This window comes from Nonomuraea sp. B12E4, assembly GCF_039871825.1.
Classification (GTDB): domain Bacteria; phylum Actinomycetota; class Actinomycetes; order Streptosporangiales; family Streptosporangiaceae; genus Nonomuraea.
Genome location: NZ_JBDPME010000046.1, coordinates 15,012 through 31,470 on the forward strand (window position 1 = coordinate 15,012; position 16,459 = coordinate 31,470).

The window sequence follows — 16,459 nt, forward strand, 5'->3', positions numbered from 1 at the left end:
AATCGATTCGACACAAGGCTAGGCAGGGGCTGCCGCCGCTGTCAAAGCAGGCGTCACGTCCTGTTTCGCCGCTCGTGCGCCGCGGCCAGGATGAGGTAGGCGCTGGCCGTCCAGGTGTAGGCGCGGTCGCGTAGCCCTTCCCCGGTGTGGGCGTCGAAGTTCTCGGCGAACCCCGACTTCTCGCACAACGTGCGGAAGCGGGCGCTGATCTCGTCGGCCAGGTCCGGGTATCCGGCGCGGCGCAGGCCGTCTTCGATCAGGACGGTGGAGGGCGCCCAGATGGGGCCGCGCCAGTAGCCGTCGTCCCGGTAGTGCTCGGAGGAGGGCAGCTCGGTGGCGGGCCCGAACGCGGTCAGGTGCTGCTCGATGCGGGCGGCCAGGGCCGCGTGGACGGGTCGCGGCAGCTCCTCCCCCAGGAGGATCGGCATGAGGTCGAGCAGGCTGGAGCTGGACCAGGTGCGCCCCGAGTGCGTGCCGCGGGCGACGAACCGTTCGCCGTCCCACAGCTCCGCGACCAGGGCGTCGCGCATCCGGTCCGCCCGCTCGGCCCATCGGGCGGACGCCTCCGGGTCGGTGGCCAGACGGGCCAGCTCCCGCATCTGCAGCACGAGGAAGGCGGCCAGGTCGGCGGTTTCGACGACGCGCTCGGGATCGAAGGTGGTGGCGTTGTCCCAGCCGCTGTCGTTGCCGTGCTGGTAGTGCGGCAGGGCCCGGCCGGGGGCGCGGCGGGCGTCGAGCCAGAAGGTGGTCCAGCGTTCCAGCAGCCGGTAGGTCTCGGCCGGGTCGGGTGCCGCGGGGAGGTGGCGCAGGGCCCAGCCGTGAATCGGGGGCTTGACGAAGTTGTAGAGGATCTCGGAGTGGGTGACGGAGTCGGGCAGCGCGCCGGCGGCGTCCTGGTGGTCGAAGGGCAGCCGGAACTGGTCCCAGGCCAGCTCCGGCAGGCCGCCGGCGAGGGCGATGGCGTTGAAGCAGTGGTCCCAGCTCCACACCTTGTCCATCCAGTGCTTGGACATCAGCACGGCGGGCCGGGTGACGAAGCCTGCCGGGTGGACGGTCGCCGACCACAGCACATAGGCGGCCAGCTCGGCGGCGGGCGTGCGATCGCTGCGCCAGGGCGCCACCGCCGCGGCGAACGCATCGAACTCCGCCCGCGCCGACTTGACCACGTGCTCGAAGACGTCCGTGCTCGCGTAGGGGGCACGGGCGGTCTCGTACTCCTCGATGGCGATCTCCCAGTCACCGCTGAGGAGGAGGCCGCGTTCGGCGATACCCAGCGCCTGGGTGCCGAAGTGTTCGGCCTGCCCGCCGAGGAGCGTGATCCGGTAGCGGCGGCCGGTCTGGTAGACGGTGAAGACATGGGACCCGTCGACAGGGTCCTGGTAGAAGTACGGCCCGCTGAACGGCGTCAGCACGGGGTCGGCGGCCAGCAGGCGGAGTCCCAGGCCGCGGCCTGTGACCCGTACGGTGTCGGGCCTCTCGTAGGCGAGGTCGATCCTGCCGTCGTCGCCGCTCCAGGTGAGCTGGTGCGGGGTGGCGGTGATGGCGGTGTCGGCGGTGGGGACAAGCCGCAAGATCGGGTGCATACCGGTCTGGTGAGAGACCAGGTGGACGTCCTCGGCGTACGTCTTCTCCGCCACCACGGGCGAGAAGCCGAACCACGATCCGCGGAAGCTGAACGGGATTTCCCGCAGGGAGAACACCGGGCCTGAAGCGGCGACGGTCATGAAGTGGGGGTCCCTTCTTAGTCCTTGACTGCGCCCGCGGTGACGCCGGCGGCAACATAGCGCTGGGCTACAACGAGCAGGATGGAGGCGGGGATGGAGGCGACCACGGCGGTCGCCATGATGGCGTTCCACTCCTGGTTGTTGTTGCCGATGTAGTGGTAGATGCCGAGCGTGATCGGCTGGCTTTCGCCGCCCTGGTCGAGGGTGCTGGCGAAGATGAAGTCCGACCATGCCCACAGGAACGCGAACAACGACACCGTGATGATCGAGTTGCGGCTGACGGGCAGCACGATGGACCAGAAGGTGCGCACCACCCCGGCGCCGTCGGTACGAGCGGCCTGCAGCAGCTCTTCCGGAATGCCGGACATGAACGTGGTGAGGATCAGTACCGCGAACGGCACCGCGAGGGTGGAGTCGGCCACGATCAGTCCGGGGACGGTGTTGAGCACGCCGGTGCTGAGGAAGATGGCGTAGAAACCCATCGCCATGATGATCCCCGGAATCATCTGCGCGATCAGCAGCACGAAGCTCAGCGCCCCGCCGCCGCGCGGGCGCAGCTTGGCCAGCGAGTACGCCGCCGGCGCCGCGAGCAGCAGGGTCAGGGCCACCGTGCCCAGCCCGACGACGAGACTCACCCCCAGATAGGGCAGCTGCTGGTCCAGTACCGCCCGGTAACCGTCCAGCGTGCCGTCGACCGGGAACCAGTTCGGCGGGCTCTTGCGCATGTCCTGGTCACGGGTGAACGACACGTTGATCATCCAGTAGACCGGGAACAGCATCACCGCGGTGAGCACCAGCCCGATCGCGGTCTTGAGGTGCCTCATGCCGGAGTCCGCCTTCGCTGCGCGCGGATGTAGATCAGCCCGAAGACGAGCGCCGTCACGATGAGCAGGTTGCCGACTGCGGCGCCGGGGCCGAAGGACGGCACCAGGTTGCCGAATCCAAGCCGGTAGGACCAGGTCGCGAAGGTGGTCGAGGCGCCGCTCGGCCCGCCCTTGGTCATGATCCAGATGATGTCGAACACCTTCAGCGTGTACACCAGGCCGAGCAGCAGCGTGATCGCCGACACCGGCCGCAGCAGCGGGAACGTCACCTTCCAGAACCGCTGCCAGCCGTTGGCGCCGTCCAGCGCGGCGGCCTCGTGCAGATCCGGCGAGATCGCCTGCAGTCCGGAGTACAGCACCACGAGGTTGAACGGGATGCCGATCCAGATGTTGGCGGCGATGACCGACCACAGCGCCCAGTCCGGCGAGGTCAGCCAGTTCACCGGCGCGATCCCGAACCAGCTCAGCACCGCGTTGACCACGCCCGAGTCGCTGTTGAGCATCCACGACCACGTGGAGGCCGACACGATCAGCGGCAGCAGCCACGGCACCAGGAACAACCCCCGGAGCGTGGCCGACAGCCGGAAGTTCTTCAGGAAGAACAACGCCAGCGCGAGCCCGACGGTGAACTGGAAGGCCAGCGACACCAGCGTGAACACCACCGTGTGCCAGAGCGCGGGCCCGAAGGTCGCATCGGCGAACACTTTCGCGTAGTTGGCCAGCCCCGCGAACGGCGCGTCGCCCTGAACGAAGGAGCGCACGGTGTAGTCGCGCAGGCTCAGCTCGACGTTGCGATAGAGCGGATAGGCGTAGAACACCAGCAGGTAGAGCACGACCGGGGCGAGAAATGCCCAGGCCGCCCACTGACCCGACCGGGCGCGTCCCGCCCGGCGGTTCCGCCCCCTCGCCGGTACGGAGCCGCAGGCGGCAGGACGCGCATGCGTCTGTGTGACTCGGCTCATGGTGCTACTGGATCGCGCTCGCCGCCGCCGACTGCGCCGCTGTCATCGCTTCCTGGGCAGACTTGGACCCGCTCAGCGCCGCCTGGACCGCGCCCCACATCGGCTCGGAGATCTTCGGGTACTTGGTGCCCAGATCGTCGCTGGTGCGGCCCTTGGCCGCCTTCACCGCGTCCACCCACACCCGCAGGTCGGGCGTGGCCGCCACCTGCTTGGCCTGCACCGCTTCCGTGGGCGCGACGTAGGAGAGGGTGGTGGTCGTGGCGAGCGAGTTGTCGGCACTGGTCAGGCAGGTCACCAGCGTCCGCGAGGTGGCGTAGCGGCCGGTGTCGGACTGCACGGGGACGCTGACGAACTCACCGCCGGTGGGCGCGGGCGCGGTGCCGCCGTCCTTGCCGGGAACCGGGATGATGCCGTACTCGAAACCGGCCTTCTTGGCGTTGGCGAGCTGCCAGGTGCCGTTCTCGGCGAAGGCGAAGTCGCCGCTCGCGAACTCCTGCCAGCTCGTGGTCTGCGTGTTGTTGATGACCGAGTTGGGGGCGTAGCCCTGCTTCAGCCAGTCGGTCCACAGCGCCACGGCGGAGACGCCCTCGGGCGAGTCGAGCTTGGTGAGATTCGCGCCCGAGCCCCAGAACCAGGGCAGGAACTGGAAGCTGCCCTCCTCCGTGCCGATGGCCGAGAACGTGATGCCCTTCTTGCCCGACGCCTTCACCTTCTCCAGCGCCGACGTCAGCGAGGCCCAGTCCTTCACCGAGGCGATGTCCACCGCGGCCTTCTTCAGGACCTCCTTGTTGTAGTACAGCGCCAGGGTGTTGGCACCGATCGGGACGCCATAGCTCTTGCCGCCGCTCTGCCCGGCCGCCAGCAGGTTCGGCGCGATCGCCGAGACGTCGAGCTTGTTCTCCTCGGTGGTGGTGAGCACCCCTGCTTCGGCCAGTGTGGAAACGACCGGATTGTCCACGATCAGCACGTCCGGCGAGTTGCCCTGCTGGGCCGCCAGGAGCGCTTTGTTCGTCAGGTCACTGGTGTCGTAACCCGTGCGCTCGACCTTGACCCCGGCGTCCGTGCCGCACTTGTCCAGCAACTTCACCCATTCCGAGCTCTTGTCGTACTGCGGGTACGGGTCCCAGATCTCGTAGGTTCCGCCTCCCGCGGCCTGACTCGCGCTCGCCGAGCCGCCCTCGTCGCCGTTGGACGATGACGAGCAGGCCACCAGCCCGCTCACGGCGGCCAGAACCGCCAGACTCGTGCCGGCCGCACGCCGACTCCTTGCCGCTGATCTCATTGAACTGACCTCCGAAGACAGGCGCTGCACGGCTGCTGCACACAAGTCGAATCGGTTCGCCGAATCGGTTCGACCGAACATAGGCCAGCTCATCACGACAGTCAATGGGAAGGCACGGCAAGGTTGCGGAGATGTTGCCCGGCACGCACGACCGCGACACATGCTCGTCTCGAATTCCGGCAGCGCACTCCCCCATGAACCGATTCGACCTACGATGGTCACCGATCGGCGGTTCGGAAGACGAAGGGTACGCGTGAACATCGGAGAGATCGCCAGGCGGGCGGGAGTGTCGCGCAGCACCGTCTCGTACGCGCTCACGGGCAAGCGCCCGGTGTCCGAGGAGACGAAACGCCGCATCCAGACGGTCATCGACGAGCTGGGCTACCGGCCCAACGCCGCCGCCAGGGCGCTGAAGGAGGGCCGCACCCGCACCATCGGCCTGGTCATCCCACCGGCCAGCCAGCGCCTGACCGACATGCAGCTCGGCTTCGTCGCCAGCGTGGTCGACGCCGCCGCCCACGCCGACCTGGACGTCCTGCTGTCACCCTCGGGCGGAGAGCACGACCGCTCCTTCGAACGCGTCGTCACCGGCCGGCGCGTGGACGGCGTCATTGTCATGGAGATCCGGCTGGAGGACGACCGGGTCACCCGCCTGCTGCAAAGCGGCCTTCCCTTCGTCGGGATCGGCCGCACCCGCCACCCGGAGGACATGTCCTGGGTGGACCTCGACTACGAGACGCTCATCGCCAAGTGCGTCCACCACCTGGCCGACCTGGGCCACCGGCATCTGGCGCTGGTCAATCGCAACGCCGAGCTGGTCGCCGCAGGATACGGCCCCGGCCACCGCGCGCAGGCCGGCTTCCAACGGGCCGTCGCCGAACGCGGCCTGCACGGCGTGCAGGTCTGCTGTGCCGACGACGCCCAGGCCGGGCAGTCCTGCCTGGGGCGACTTCTCGCCGAGCACCCGGAGTTGACCGCCATCGCCACCATCAACGAGGCGGCGGTGTCGGGCATGTACCGTGCGCTGGTCGAAGCGGGCCTGAACGTGCCGGGAGACTTCTCCGTCGCCGGTGTCGCCGCCCAGCATTGGGCCGAGAACCTGCACCCGCCGCTCACCGCCGCCGACGTCCCCGCCGACGAGATGGGCGCCCGCGCCGTCGAACTGCTCATCCAGCGCATCGCCGACCCCACAACCCCGCACCGGCACATTCTCGCCACCCCGCCGATCTCACTGCGCGGCACGACCGGACCCGCCCGCCCACGCGGCTGACCCACCCGGCGGCAGACCCCCGGATCTTTCGGTGGCGCGGCGGCGTGCCTGGAGGAACGGCCGCCCTGCTCCGCCTCGCGCGCGGGCATGAGAGGGCGGGCATGGGAGGGCGGGGAAAGCCCGAAGGCTCCCCGCCAAGCCGGTCGACGACGGTCGACGGCTCCTGCGAGACCTCAGGCGCGGGTCCAGCGCTGGTTGGCCTGCCCGTTGCAGGTCCAGATCTGCAACTTGGTGCCGTTGGCGGTGGCGTTGTTCGGCACGTCCAGGCACTTGTTCGCGCCGACGGCGGTGATGCTGCCGTCGGTGTTGATCCGCCACTGCTGGTTGGACTGCCCGTTGCAGTCCCAGATGATCACAGCCGTGCCGTCGGCCGTGCCGCGGTTGTAGACGTCCAGGCACTTGCTCCCGTACACCCGCAGTTCACCGGCACTCGTGAGCGTCCACTGCTGGTTGGCCTGCCCGTTGCAGTCCCAGATCTCTACCAGCGTCCCATTGGCCTGGGAGGCGCCCGTGACGTCCACACACCGGCCAGAGGCGACACCCTTGATCGTGCCGGTGGCCGTGGGAGGCGGCGTGACGATGCCCCCTCCGGTCACGACGTACATCGCGGCGCCGTGCCCGGGCACCGACGCGCTGATCGTGCCGGACGAGGAAGAGGTGGTGTGCGCCCATAGGTCACGTACCGAGTAGGAGGGCACGGAGCCCAGTCCCACGGCGGAGGCCGTGGTGGTCACCGTCGAGGTCGAGGTGCCTCGGTTGAGCAGGACGACGGCGACCGAGCCGTTGGACATCGGCTTGCGCCAGACCTCCAGGTTCCCGTTGTCGCTGATCTTGTGGCCCTGCCGGCCGCCCCAGTCCTGGTTGACCGCGATGACCTCGGTGTTGGTGAGTGTCGTGCGGGTCTCGGCGCTCATCGAGCGGATGTCGTTACCCGCGATGAGCGGGGCGTTGAGCAGCGCCCAGAGGCTGAAGTGCGCCCGGCCCTCGGTCCCGCTCAGCGAGCCGACGCCGACCTCCAGCATGTCGGGGTCGTTCCAGCCGCCCGGTCCCGCGTACGCCTCAAGCCCGACCTGCTGATCCAGAATGCCGGTGATCGAGTTCCAGTTGGCCTGGATGTCGCCTGTCGTGCGCCAGGAGTTGCCCACCGGCATCCCCCAGGTCCACACGCTTTCCTGGCCCCAGTTGCACAGGCTGTACAGGATCGGGCGTCCGGTGGCGGCCAGCGCGTCGCGCATCGCCGTGTACCGCTGTTGGCCGCTCCTGCCCTGGTGGTCACCGCAGTTGTCGTACTTCAGGTAGTCGATGCCCCATGAGGCCCACAGGCTGGCGTCCCTGCGCTCGTTTCCGAGACTGGCCGGGTAGCCCGCGCAGGTGGTGGTCCCCGCCGAGGAGTAGATGCCGAGCTTCAGCCCCTTGGAGTGCACGTAGTCGGCCAGGGCTTTGATGCCGTTGGGAAACTTCTGCGGGTCGGCCACCAGGTCGCCGCTTGCGTTGCGACTCCTCGTCGACCAGCAGTCGTCGATGTTGACGTAGCGGTAGCCCGCCGCCGCCATGCCGCTGGACACCATGGTGTCCGCCGTCTGGCGGATGAGCGTCTCGTTGACGTTGCAACCGAAGCTGTTCCAGTCGTTCCACCCCATCTGAGGGGTTCGTGCCAGCCCGTTGTCGAGAGCGGCGACCGGCGACACGGCACCACTGACCGCGACCAGGGACCCGGAGGCCAGGATCGCTGCCAGTGCAAATCCGAATAATCTGCGCATCTGATTCCTCTGCCTGCTCGTGTCGGGACTTCATGACGATCCGGCGGACTTACCGAAGGGGCGGTCCAGTACCGCGGTCATGCTCAAGCGGTTGACGCCGACGGCGCCTGCCAGTGCACGGGCGGCGCCGATGTACTGACCCGTTCGGCCATGCGGGTCAGGAGGACGCGGGAGAAGCACCGCCCCTCAAGGCGCCGACACTGGAGGAGGCGCTTGGCGATCTTCCATGTCGCCGCGTCGGCGTCCGCCGGGACAAGCCGAGGTGGGGCGATCCACCCTCAAGGTGGCGAGCCGCACGCCCCCTCGTCTCGTGAGGACGCGGAACCCCCTCTCTGTCGCAAGGCCGGCCGTTCCTGAAGCGGGCGCATGGATTGTTAGCGTTAACAACATCGTTCGATAAGGGTCCTCTTTCGGGCGAGCCGCTGAGGTGGTGGTATGGCGGAGCAAATACGACGCAACTGGATGTGTCAAGGCCCCCATCCGATCACCTCGTGGTTCCTCGCCTCGCCGAGGTGGCCCATCCGCCCTGACGAGGGGCAGGTCCGCCGGCACGGGAGACCAGAGGATGGAACGTTCATCCCGTGGCGGCGCAGCTTGGCCGCCTGGTCGCCGGCACAGGCGCGGCCGAGAGGCGGCGTAGAAGTCGAATCGATTCGTAAATGGCCTTGACATGTTACGTCGCTGTTTCCACACTAAGGCCCCAAGGCTTCCTCCTGCCGGAGTCGGTGGTGCGCGGCAGGAGCCCCAAGCGCGACGCCATGACGGCCGTCGCCTGGGTGACGAGGCCGGGCGTCGTGGAACACCAGCGGTGGCGCTTCGACGGCGACGGCACCCGCACCGTCGTGGGAGCGACCAAGTCGCCTGGACATGCCGACCTACTCCATCGTCACGCACCGAACCCGTCATTGGGCCCCGCAACGGCGGGATCCACCAACGCTGGATCCGCAGCCGACACCCACGACGTCATTCGCCGGGGCGGCCGTCGGCAGCCGCGGCTCCGGCGGTTCGGCCACGCCGGTTCACCCCCCAAGGAGGAGAGCAGTGCAGCCTTCATCCGTTCCCCTGCCCGACCATGCCGTTCCGCGGCGGCGTTCACCGGTGGCCGTCGCCGGATGCCTGGTGGCCATGCCGGCCACCGTGCTGGCGACCGCGCTGATCTGGACGATGCCGGCCTCAGCCGCGGCGGCGCCGCTGGTCAGCTCCGCTTCGGGACGCTGCCTGGACGTGAAGGGCGATGTCGACACGCTGGGCACCGCGCTCGACATCTGGGACTGCAACGGTCAGGCCAACCAGGTGTTCGAGTTCACTTCCGCGGGCGAGTTGCGGACGTTGAACGGCACACGATGTGTGGACGCGTACGGCAACCAGACCTCACCCGGAACTCAGGTGATCATCTGGTCGTGCAACGGCCAGGCCAACCAGAGGTGGCGGCAGAACTCCGACGGCTCCATCACCGGCACCCAGTCGGGCCTGTGCCTGGACGTGAACCAAGCCGGCACCGCCAACGGCACCCCCGTCATCCTGTGGACCTGCAACGGACAGGCCAACCAGAAGTGGAACACCACGGCGGGCCCGAGTACGCCGCCCACGACACCGGCCGGCGCGCGTCCCTGCGACATCTACGCTTCGGGCGGTACACCCTGTGTGGCCGCGCACAGCACGGTGCGGGCGCTCTACGGTTCGTACAACGGCAAGCTCTACCAGGTCAGGCGCTCCTCCGACAACACGACCAGGGACATCGCCGTCCTGATCGCGGGCGGCTCCGCCAACGCCGCGGCCCAGGACTCGTTCTGCGCCGGCACCTCCTGCGTGGTCACCGTCGTCTACGACCAGTCCGGGAAGGGGAACGACCTGTGGTACCAGGGATCGAGCGTGGTCCCCGGCTCGCCCCAGAGCAAACCCGCGGTCGCGACCTCGGAGTCATTGACGGTCGGCGGCGACAAGGCGTACTCGCTGTACATCAACCCCGGCAACAGCTACTGGAGGGACGGTCACCTGACGGGTGTCCCGACCGGCAGCGCGCCCGAAGGCATGTACATGGTGACCAGCGGCACGCACGTCAACAGCGGCTGCTGCTTCGACTATGGCAACAGCGAGACGACGCGCAAGGCCGACGCCGCCGGAGCGATGGACGCGATCAACTTCAGCAAGCAGTGCTGGTTCGGCGGCTGCTCAGGAACCGGCCCCTGGGTCCAAGCAGACCTGGAGTGGGGACTGTTCCCCGGAGGCAGCCAGTCCTGGAACTCGAACCAGAGGGCGTTCACCAGCAAGTTCGTCACCGCGACGCTCAAGAACAACGGGACGTCGCGCTTCGCCATCAAGGGAAGCAACGCGCAGTCGGGCGGCCTGTACACCCTTTACGACGGCTCGCTTCCTCCGGGATACAGCCCGATGAAGAAGCAGGGGGCCATCATCCTGGGAAGCGGCGGTGACTGCTGCAAACCCGACGGAGGCGCCAACCTCAGCGCGGGAACCTTCTACGAGGGAGCCATGGTCTCGGGTTACCCGTCCGATGCCACGGAGAACGCGGTGCAGGCCAACATCGTCTCCGCCGGCTACCGCTGATCCGAAGATCACTTCCGACACGAACGCGCGGACGGCGGCCTGTGCGCGAATCGGTTCGACAGCGGACCGGCTCCGCCCGTGAAGCCGTCCTACGATCGCCACTCCTGCGGCTTCGCAGGTCAGGAAGCCCCTTGTGCGCGACGCGGCGCCGACCGCTAGAGACGGGTCATTGTTGCATATTATGCAACGTAGAAAACATGATATGCAACCGACTATTGACATCGTTGCATATGTTTCTACGATCGTTGCAAATGTGAAAACGGCCGGACCGAATGTCCGGCCACCTCTCGTCCCCTGGAGGGAAGCAGCATGCCCGTGGCATATCCCCGTCCTTCGTCGAGATCCCGGCGGCGTGGACGGCTGAGATCGGTCCTGGCCGGCCTGACGATCGCGGCAGGGGTCGCGACCGTCTCGTTAGCGGCTCCGGCGTCGGCGGCTCCGGCTGCCGCCCTGGGGCCGACCGTGGTCAAGACCGATGCCCCGCCGAGCGGGTACGCGGTGAAGTTCCGGTACCAGGCCCCCGCCGGCGTCAATGCCGTTCACGTCTATGGCGACTGGTTCTTCTCCCGGCCGGAGAACGTCCTGTGCGCCGACTGCGGCGACGGCCGTCCCCCCTCGGAGTGGCAGCCGGGCGACATCCAGGCGACTCCGTGGCGCATTCTTCCCATGGAGAAGGGGACCGACGGGGTGTGGGAGATCACTGTCCCCCTGCCCGCCGGCACGTTCCGTTACGCCTTCACACACGACTGCACGAGCCCGGTGGCCACGGGCTGTGCGCTGTATGACGACCCGGCCAACCGGTGGGAGGTGCCGCCGCCGTATCCGGACGCTCCGGGCGCGGTGCGAAGCCGGGTGTACGTACCGGTCAGCAAGAAGTTCCCCACCTACGACACCGGATACCAGGCGCCGGTCGCTGCCGGCAAGCTCGGCAAGCTGGAGCCGCGGCGGTATACGTCTCCGCTGTCGACCAACCCGGCCGGTGTGCACGACATCGTCGTCTACACGCCGCACGGCTACGACCCGAACCGGGCCACGCCGTACCCGACCCTTTATCTGAGCCATGGTTCCGGTGACCACTCGACGGCCTGGACGATGCAGGGCGTGGCGCACCACATCCTGGAGAACGCGATCCGGGACGGTGCGGCGCAGCCGATGGTCGTGGTGTCGACCGACTTCAACGGCCTGCCGGGTGGCAACCAGGGTTACGCCGACGAACTGCGGAACAACGTCATCCCGTTCGTGGAGCAGAACTATCACGTCTCCACCCGTTCGCAGGACCGCGCGTTCGGCGGGTTCTCGGCGGGCGGGAGCCGCGCCTTCACCATCATGTACGACAACACCGACCTGTTTGCCTACCATGCCGCCTGGAGTTCGGGTGGGCCTGCGGCCTCGCAGGCGCAGATCGACCGGCTGAAGGCGGTGCCCGGCGGCATCCACATCGGCACCGGCCTCCAGGACCGCCTGGGCAACATCGCGCAGAACTCACAGCTACGGGCCGCCGCCCTCAAGGCCGCCGGTGTCAACGTCACCGAACACAACGTCGACGGCGTCCACACGTGGCACGTCTGGCGACCCCTGCTGAACTTCTATCTGCGGAACCTGGCGTTCCGCACGACCACGACGGGTGTGGACGTCAAGGCCGAGCCCGCCGGGAAGGCCGGCAAGGTCACGCTCACCGCGACGGCGACGGTGGACGGCGTGACCGCCAACGTCGCCTCGCCGAAGGGCAAGGTGGAGTTCTACGCGGGTGACGCCCACCTCGGATCCGCGCCGGTCACACATGGTGTCGCCACCCTCAACAAGGCCGTCGATGGCGCGCTTCTCGACAATCCCGTGGTCGCCCGCTACCAGGGCGACACATTGTTCAACGCATCGCAGAGCGCACAGGTGGACGCCGGCTGACCTGGTCCCTCCCTGATCCGGCAAGCCCTTGCCGTGGCTCCTCCCACCCGGGAGGCGCCACGGCAAGGTGCCGGACGATCCGCGGCGGAGGCCGCGGAGGGCACGCCCCGGCAAATGCGGAGCAGGGACACCCGCGGGGTGTTCGCGAAAGGGGGCGTCTCAGCTCGCCGATGGCGCAGGCGAGGGCTCGGGTGTGAATCCGATTTCCTGCGAGATCAGTGCCGAGGTCTCCAGCAGGAGCGGAAGCTTCTCCTTCAGCCGGTCCAAGCTCGCGATCACCTCGATCGCGGTCAGGGAGACGGCCGCGATGACCTGTCCACGCGAATCCCTGATCGGTGCGGCGACGCACATGACATAGGCGTCGTGCTCCCCGTCATCGATGGCCCAGCCACGCTCGGCGACGCGGGTGAGCTCGGCGTCGAGGGATTCGCGGTCGGCGAAGGTCGTGCTGGTGTACCGCTCGAAGGTGACGTGCGAGAGCAGGCGATCGCGCTCCTCCTGGGAGAGGTGGGCAAGGATCACTTTGCCCACGGCGCTCGCGTAGATCGAGACGGCACGGCCGATCCGTGACGGCAGCTTCACCGCGTCGAACGCGGGGCTGTCCACCTTGTCGACGTAGACGATCTCATCGCCGGTCAACTGTGCCAGGTGCACGGTATGGCCCGTCTGCCGCTGAAGCACGCGCAGGTGCGCGGACGCGAACTGACGTAGGTCCATCGAGCCGAGCGCAAGTTCCGACAGCTCGATGAGCCCGCTGCCGAACACGTACGTCCCCGCTCCCGTCTTGCGCACGAACCGTGCGGCCTCCAGCGTCCGAAGGATCCGGAGGGCCGTGGATTTGTGGACGCCGAGCACGTCCGAGGCCTCCGAGAGTGTCAGCGGATGTTCCGCCACCAGGCGGATCAGGTTGATCGCACGCTGGATCGATTGCGCCACTACCGTCCTCCTTGCGTTGCGTATAGTGCAATGTAGCTCATGAACTGCGCAACTGCCACTTGACATCGTTGCACATGTCGCTACGATCGTTGCAATTTCCGACCACGGTTTCGGGGAAGTAACCGGATATCACTCTGGAGTAACAAATGAGGCTGCATCGCCTTCGCCGCAGCATGGTCGCGGCGGCCGGCGTCACATGCATGGCCGTCGCCCTCTTGACCGGCTGCGGTTCCGACGGTGGATCCGAAGGCGGCGTGACCAAGCTGACGTTCGCCGCCTCGACCCTCGGCGATCCGGGCCGTGGGCCGCTGCTCACGAAGTGGCTCGAGGAGTTCAACAAGAGTCAGAGCAAGGTACAGATCTCCGCCGCGGCGGTGCCGTACCCGACCTTCGGCCAGACCATCCTGACCCAGATGGGCAGCGGACAAGGGCCTGATCTGATCCGCTTCGACATGCCGGAGTTCGAGGCCGCCTCGGACGCCGGCCTGATCGCACCGCTCAACGACCTGATCGACGTCAGCAAGTATGACCTGCTCAAGCAGCCGGACCAGTTCATGGTCCACGACGGCCAGCGTCACGGGATCATCTTCGAGGCGTCGAACTACGCGATGTTCTACAACGCCGACCTGATCCCGAAACCCCCGACCAACTATGAGGAGTTCTTCGACACGGCGAAGTCGCTGACCAAGGGCGACACGTACGGCCTGGCGTTCCGTCAGACGGAGGCCGAGGAAGCCGGTGTGTGGCAGGACATCTTCAATTACGTCTACGGCTTCGGCGGCGCGTGGTCGGACGGCCAGAAACTGACGATCAACTCGCCCGCGAACCTCAAGGGCCTGCAGGCGTTCAAGGACCTGTACGACGCCAAAGTGATCCCGCGTGGCGCGGACGCGGCGACGTTCCGCCGCATGTTCGCCGAGGGCAAGGTGGGCATGGAGCTCAACAACGGCGGCTATGTGACGGCGACTCGCGGTCAGAACGCCGATCTGAACTTCAACGTCGCACCCATCCCGTTCCCGGTCCGCAAGCAGGGCACGATCCTCGCACCCATCGTCATCAACGAGGCGAGTCCGGCGAAGGAGGCGGCGGCCACCTTCATCCGGTGGGCGCTCGAGCCGAACAACCAGGTCAAGCTGCAGGAGATCCTCGGCGCCAGCAGTGTGGCAACGGCCACCAAGCGAAGCCCTGAGGAGCTCAAGAAGACGCCCTTCCTGACCGTCTTCGACGACCTCACCGAGTCGAGCCTGCCGCAGATCGTCCAGGGGTTCGAGGCGAAGACGCCGGACATCCGCAAGATCGTCGTGCAGAACGTGATCGCGGCGCTCCAGGGCACGGTCGACCTCAAAACCGCACTGGACCGCGCCCAGCAGCAAGCGTCCCAATTGGCTGGCTGACCGGACGACGCCGCCGGCGAGACCCTCCCGCCGGCGGCGTCCTACTTTCGAAGGACCGAACTCGATGACCGTGCTGGAACAGCGGCAGATCACAGGGCCTCAATCCGGGGCCCGGCGTCGAGGCAGCCCGCTGGGGAGCAAGTGGACGCCCTACTTCTTCCTGGTCCCCGCTGCCCTCTTCATCCTGGTGTTCCAGGTCGTTCCGCTGGCGCAGGAAATCTTTCTGAGCTTCACGCGAACCTCACTGCTGAACCCCGCACGCAGCACCTGGGTGGGACTCGACAACTTCACCCGCATCTTCGGCGACGAGGACTTCCGCCGTACCCTCCTCATCACCCTCGTCTATGTCGTCGTGTGTGTCGTCGCCGCCGTGGGGGCAGGGCTCGCGGTCGCCCTGCTCCTCAACAAGGGCTTCCGCGGCCGGGGGCTGGCGCGGGCACTGGTGACCATTCCGTGGGCGGCGCCCGGCATCGCGGTCGCGCTCATCGCGATATGGATGCTCAACCCGGACTACGGGATCGTGAACCGATTCCTGGACGCGGTCGGCCTCGGCGTCCCGGGCGGCGCCATCCTCGACAGCCCGCGATACGCCCTCCCGGCGGTCCTCGCGACGACCATCTGGCAACTGTTCCCGTTCACCTCGGTGGTGCTGCTGTCCGCGCTGCAGTCCGTCCCCCCGCACCTGACCGAGGCCGCGACGATGGACGGTGCGGGAAGATGGTGGACCTTCCGCGCCGTCACCTGGCAGGCCATCAAGCCGACCGTCGGCCTGCTCGCCCTCCTCATGACCATCTGGTCGCTGCGCCGATTCGAGCTCATCTGGCTCATGACGAAGGGGGGACCGGTCGGCGCGACCGAGACGCTGGTCATCGACCTCTACTCGCAGGCCTTCGACTCCAAGCAACTCGGCTCGGCGGCGGCGGTCGGCATGGTCGGCGTCCTCATCTCGCTCATCGTCATCGCCGGTAGCCGGTTCGTCGCCCGTGCCGCCGAGAGGGAGGCCCGCTGATGAGACTGCCCCACGTCGGTCTGACCCTGCGGATCATCGGTGTTCTCGTCGTGCTCGGGATCGCCGTCTTCCCGCTGTACTGGATGTTCGTCACCGCGCTGACGGGCAATTCTGAGCTCTTCGCCCATGAGGCCCGGCTCGTCCCCGACTTCTCGCAGTTCGGGGTCTTCATCGACGCGCTGGCCGAAGGCAAGGCGACGACCTGGCTGCGCAACAGCCTGGTGATCGCCGCGGGCACGACGGTCCTCTCGATCGGCCTCGGCATCCCGCTCGGCTACGCTCTCTCGCGGTTCTCGTTCCGGGGCAAGGCCCTCGTGACCATCGTGCTGCTGTTCACACAGATGCTCCCCGAGGCTCTCATGGTCGTGCCGCTGTTCGCGCTGTTCCGGCGATTCGACCTCCTCGACTCCCTCGGCGGGCTCATCCTGGTCAACTCCGCCTTCGTCCTGCCGATCGTCGCCCTCATCCTCAAGGGCGCGATCGACGGCCTCCCTCGTGAACTGGAGGAGTCCGCGCGGGTCGACGGAGCACGGCCGCTCACCGTGCTCATCCGCATCAACGTGCCGCTGATCGCTCCGTCGCTCGCCGCGACCGCGGTCATCGCGTTCTTCCACGCCTGGAACGAGTACGTGTTCGCCGTGACGTTCATCTTCACCCCCGGAATGCAGCCGGCATCGGTCGGCATCGCGAACTTCATCGGCGAACTCGGCACGCCCATCCAGACGGTCATGGCGGTCGCCTTCATGTTCACGGCACCCGCCGTCGTCTTCTATCTGTTCGTGCAGAAGTATGTGGTCGCCGGCATGACCGCCGGCGCCGTGAAGGGCTGAG

At 67.6% G+C, this 16,459-nt stretch carries 12 protein-coding genes; 6 read left to right on the top strand and 6 right to left on the bottom strand.

Features of this window, described 5'->3' with window-relative positions; translation table 11 throughout:
* Positions 1-53 precede the first annotated feature (53 nt).
* The 4 genes from ABGB18_RS46390 to ABGB18_RS46405 are packed head-to-tail and all read right to left on the bottom strand — an operon-like array spanning position 54 to position 4,732.
* Complete coding sequence (locus ABGB18_RS46390; protein ID WP_347702106.1) at positions 54-1,724, bottom strand: trehalase family glycosidase; 1,671 nt, start codon at positions 1,722-1,724, stop codon at positions 54-56.
* A 17-nt stretch (positions 1,725-1,741) separates the two neighbouring features.
* On the bottom strand, positions 1,742-2,548 hold the full coding sequence (locus tag ABGB18_RS46395; protein WP_347702107.1) for a carbohydrate ABC transporter permease: 807 nt from the start codon (positions 2,546-2,548) through the stop codon (positions 1,742-1,744).
* Positions 2,545-3,510 carry a sugar ABC transporter permease gene (locus ABGB18_RS46400; RefSeq protein ID WP_347702108.1) on the bottom strand — a complete coding sequence of 322 codons (966 nt, stop codon included), beginning with the start codon at positions 3,508-3,510 and terminating at the stop codon, positions 2,545-2,547. Before ABGB18_RS46400 ends, ABGB18_RS46395 begins: the two co-directional genes overlap by 4 nt.
* 4 nt (positions 3,511-3,514) lie before the next feature.
* Positions 3,515-4,732 (bottom strand): extracellular solute-binding protein, encoded by a 1,218-nt coding sequence (locus ABGB18_RS46405; protein ID WP_347702109.1) that lies wholly within the window; start codon positions 4,730-4,732, stop codon positions 3,515-3,517.
* A 313-nt stretch (positions 4,733-5,045) separates the two neighbouring features.
* Between ABGB18_RS46405 and ABGB18_RS46410 the strand changes: the two genes are divergently transcribed.
* Complete coding sequence (locus ABGB18_RS46410; protein WP_347702110.1) at positions 5,046-6,062, top strand: LacI family DNA-binding transcriptional regulator; 1,017 nt, start codon at positions 5,046-5,048, stop codon at positions 6,060-6,062.
* A gap of 173 nt (positions 6,063-6,235) precedes the next feature.
* On the opposite strand, the gene ABGB18_RS46415 is transcribed toward ABGB18_RS46410, so the two are convergent.
* Positions 6,236-7,822 carry a lectin gene (locus ABGB18_RS46415; protein WP_347702111.1) on the bottom strand — a complete coding sequence of 529 codons (1,587 nt, stop codon included), beginning with the start codon at positions 7,820-7,822 and terminating at the stop codon, positions 6,236-6,238.
* Between the two features lie 1,041 nt (positions 7,823-8,863).
* Between ABGB18_RS46415 and ABGB18_RS46420 the strand changes: the two genes are divergently transcribed.
* Together ABGB18_RS46420 and ABGB18_RS46425 are read left to right on the top strand one after the other, a co-directional pair.
* Positions 8,864-10,387 (top strand): lectin, encoded by a 1,524-nt coding sequence (locus ABGB18_RS46420; RefSeq protein ID WP_347702112.1) that lies wholly within the window; start codon positions 8,864-8,866, stop codon positions 10,385-10,387.
* A gap of 462 nt (positions 10,388-10,849) precedes the next feature.
* A complete protein-coding gene (locus tag ABGB18_RS46425; RefSeq protein ID WP_347702113.1) occupies positions 10,850-12,289 on the top strand; it encodes an alpha/beta hydrolase-fold protein in 1,440 nt (479 codons plus the stop codon).
* Between the two features lie 159 nt (positions 12,290-12,448).
* Here ABGB18_RS46425 and ABGB18_RS46430 read toward each other — a convergent pair whose 3' ends face one another.
* On the bottom strand, positions 12,449-13,225 hold the full coding sequence (locus tag ABGB18_RS46430) for an IclR family transcriptional regulator (protein ID WP_347702114.1): 777 nt from the start codon (positions 13,223-13,225) through the stop codon (positions 12,449-12,451).
* 173 nt (positions 13,226-13,398) lie between these two features.
* Here ABGB18_RS46430 and ABGB18_RS46435 point away from each other — a divergent pair, with 173 nt between their 5' ends.
* The 3 genes from ABGB18_RS46435 (at position 13,399) to ABGB18_RS46445 (ending at position 16,458) form a co-directional block, all read left to right on the top strand.
* Positions 13,399-14,619 (top strand): sugar ABC transporter substrate-binding protein, encoded by a 1,221-nt coding sequence (locus ABGB18_RS46435; RefSeq protein WP_347702115.1) that lies wholly within the window; start codon positions 13,399-13,401, stop codon positions 14,617-14,619.
* Positions 14,620-14,683: 64 nt separating this feature from the next.
* Positions 14,684-15,628, top strand: a complete 945-nt coding sequence (locus ABGB18_RS46440) for a sugar ABC transporter permease (RefSeq protein ID WP_347702116.1) — start codon at positions 14,684-14,686, stop codon at positions 15,626-15,628.
* On the top strand, positions 15,628-16,458 hold the full coding sequence (locus ABGB18_RS46445; RefSeq protein WP_347702117.1) for a carbohydrate ABC transporter permease: 831 nt from the start codon (positions 15,628-15,630) through the stop codon (positions 16,456-16,458). The genes ABGB18_RS46440 and ABGB18_RS46445 overlap by 1 nt, the downstream gene beginning before the upstream one ends.
* Position 16,459: the final 1 nt, after the last annotated feature.

What these genes read in the sequence shown, in the direction of transcription:
- ABGB18_RS46395 (WP_347702107.1), bottom strand. Translation starts at nt 2,548, where the DNA reads ATGAGGCACCTCAAGACCGCGATCGGGCTGGTGCTCACCGCGGTGATG.
- ABGB18_RS46400 (WP_347702108.1), bottom strand. Translation starts at nt 3,510, where the DNA reads ATGAGCCGAGTCACACAGACGCATGCGCGTCCTGCCGCCTGCGGCTCC.
- ABGB18_RS46445 (WP_347702117.1), top strand. Translation starts at nt 15,628, where the DNA reads ATGAGACTGCCCCACGTCGGTCTGACCCTGCGGATCATCGGTGTTCTC.
- ABGB18_RS46440 (WP_347702116.1), top strand. Translation starts at nt 14,684, where the DNA reads ATGACCGTGCTGGAACAGCGGCAGATCACAGGGCCTCAATCCGGGGCC.
- ABGB18_RS46415 (WP_347702111.1), bottom strand. Translation starts at nt 7,822, where the DNA reads ATGCGCAGATTATTCGGATTTGCACTGGCAGCGATCCTGGCCTCCGGG.
- ABGB18_RS46390 (WP_347702106.1), bottom strand. Translation starts at nt 1,724, where the DNA reads ATGACCGTCGCCGCTTCAGGCCCGGTGTTCTCCCTGCGGGAAATCCCG.
- ABGB18_RS46435 (WP_347702115.1), top strand. Translation starts at nt 13,399, where the DNA reads ATGGTCGCGGCGGCCGGCGTCACATGCATGGCCGTCGCCCTCTTGACC.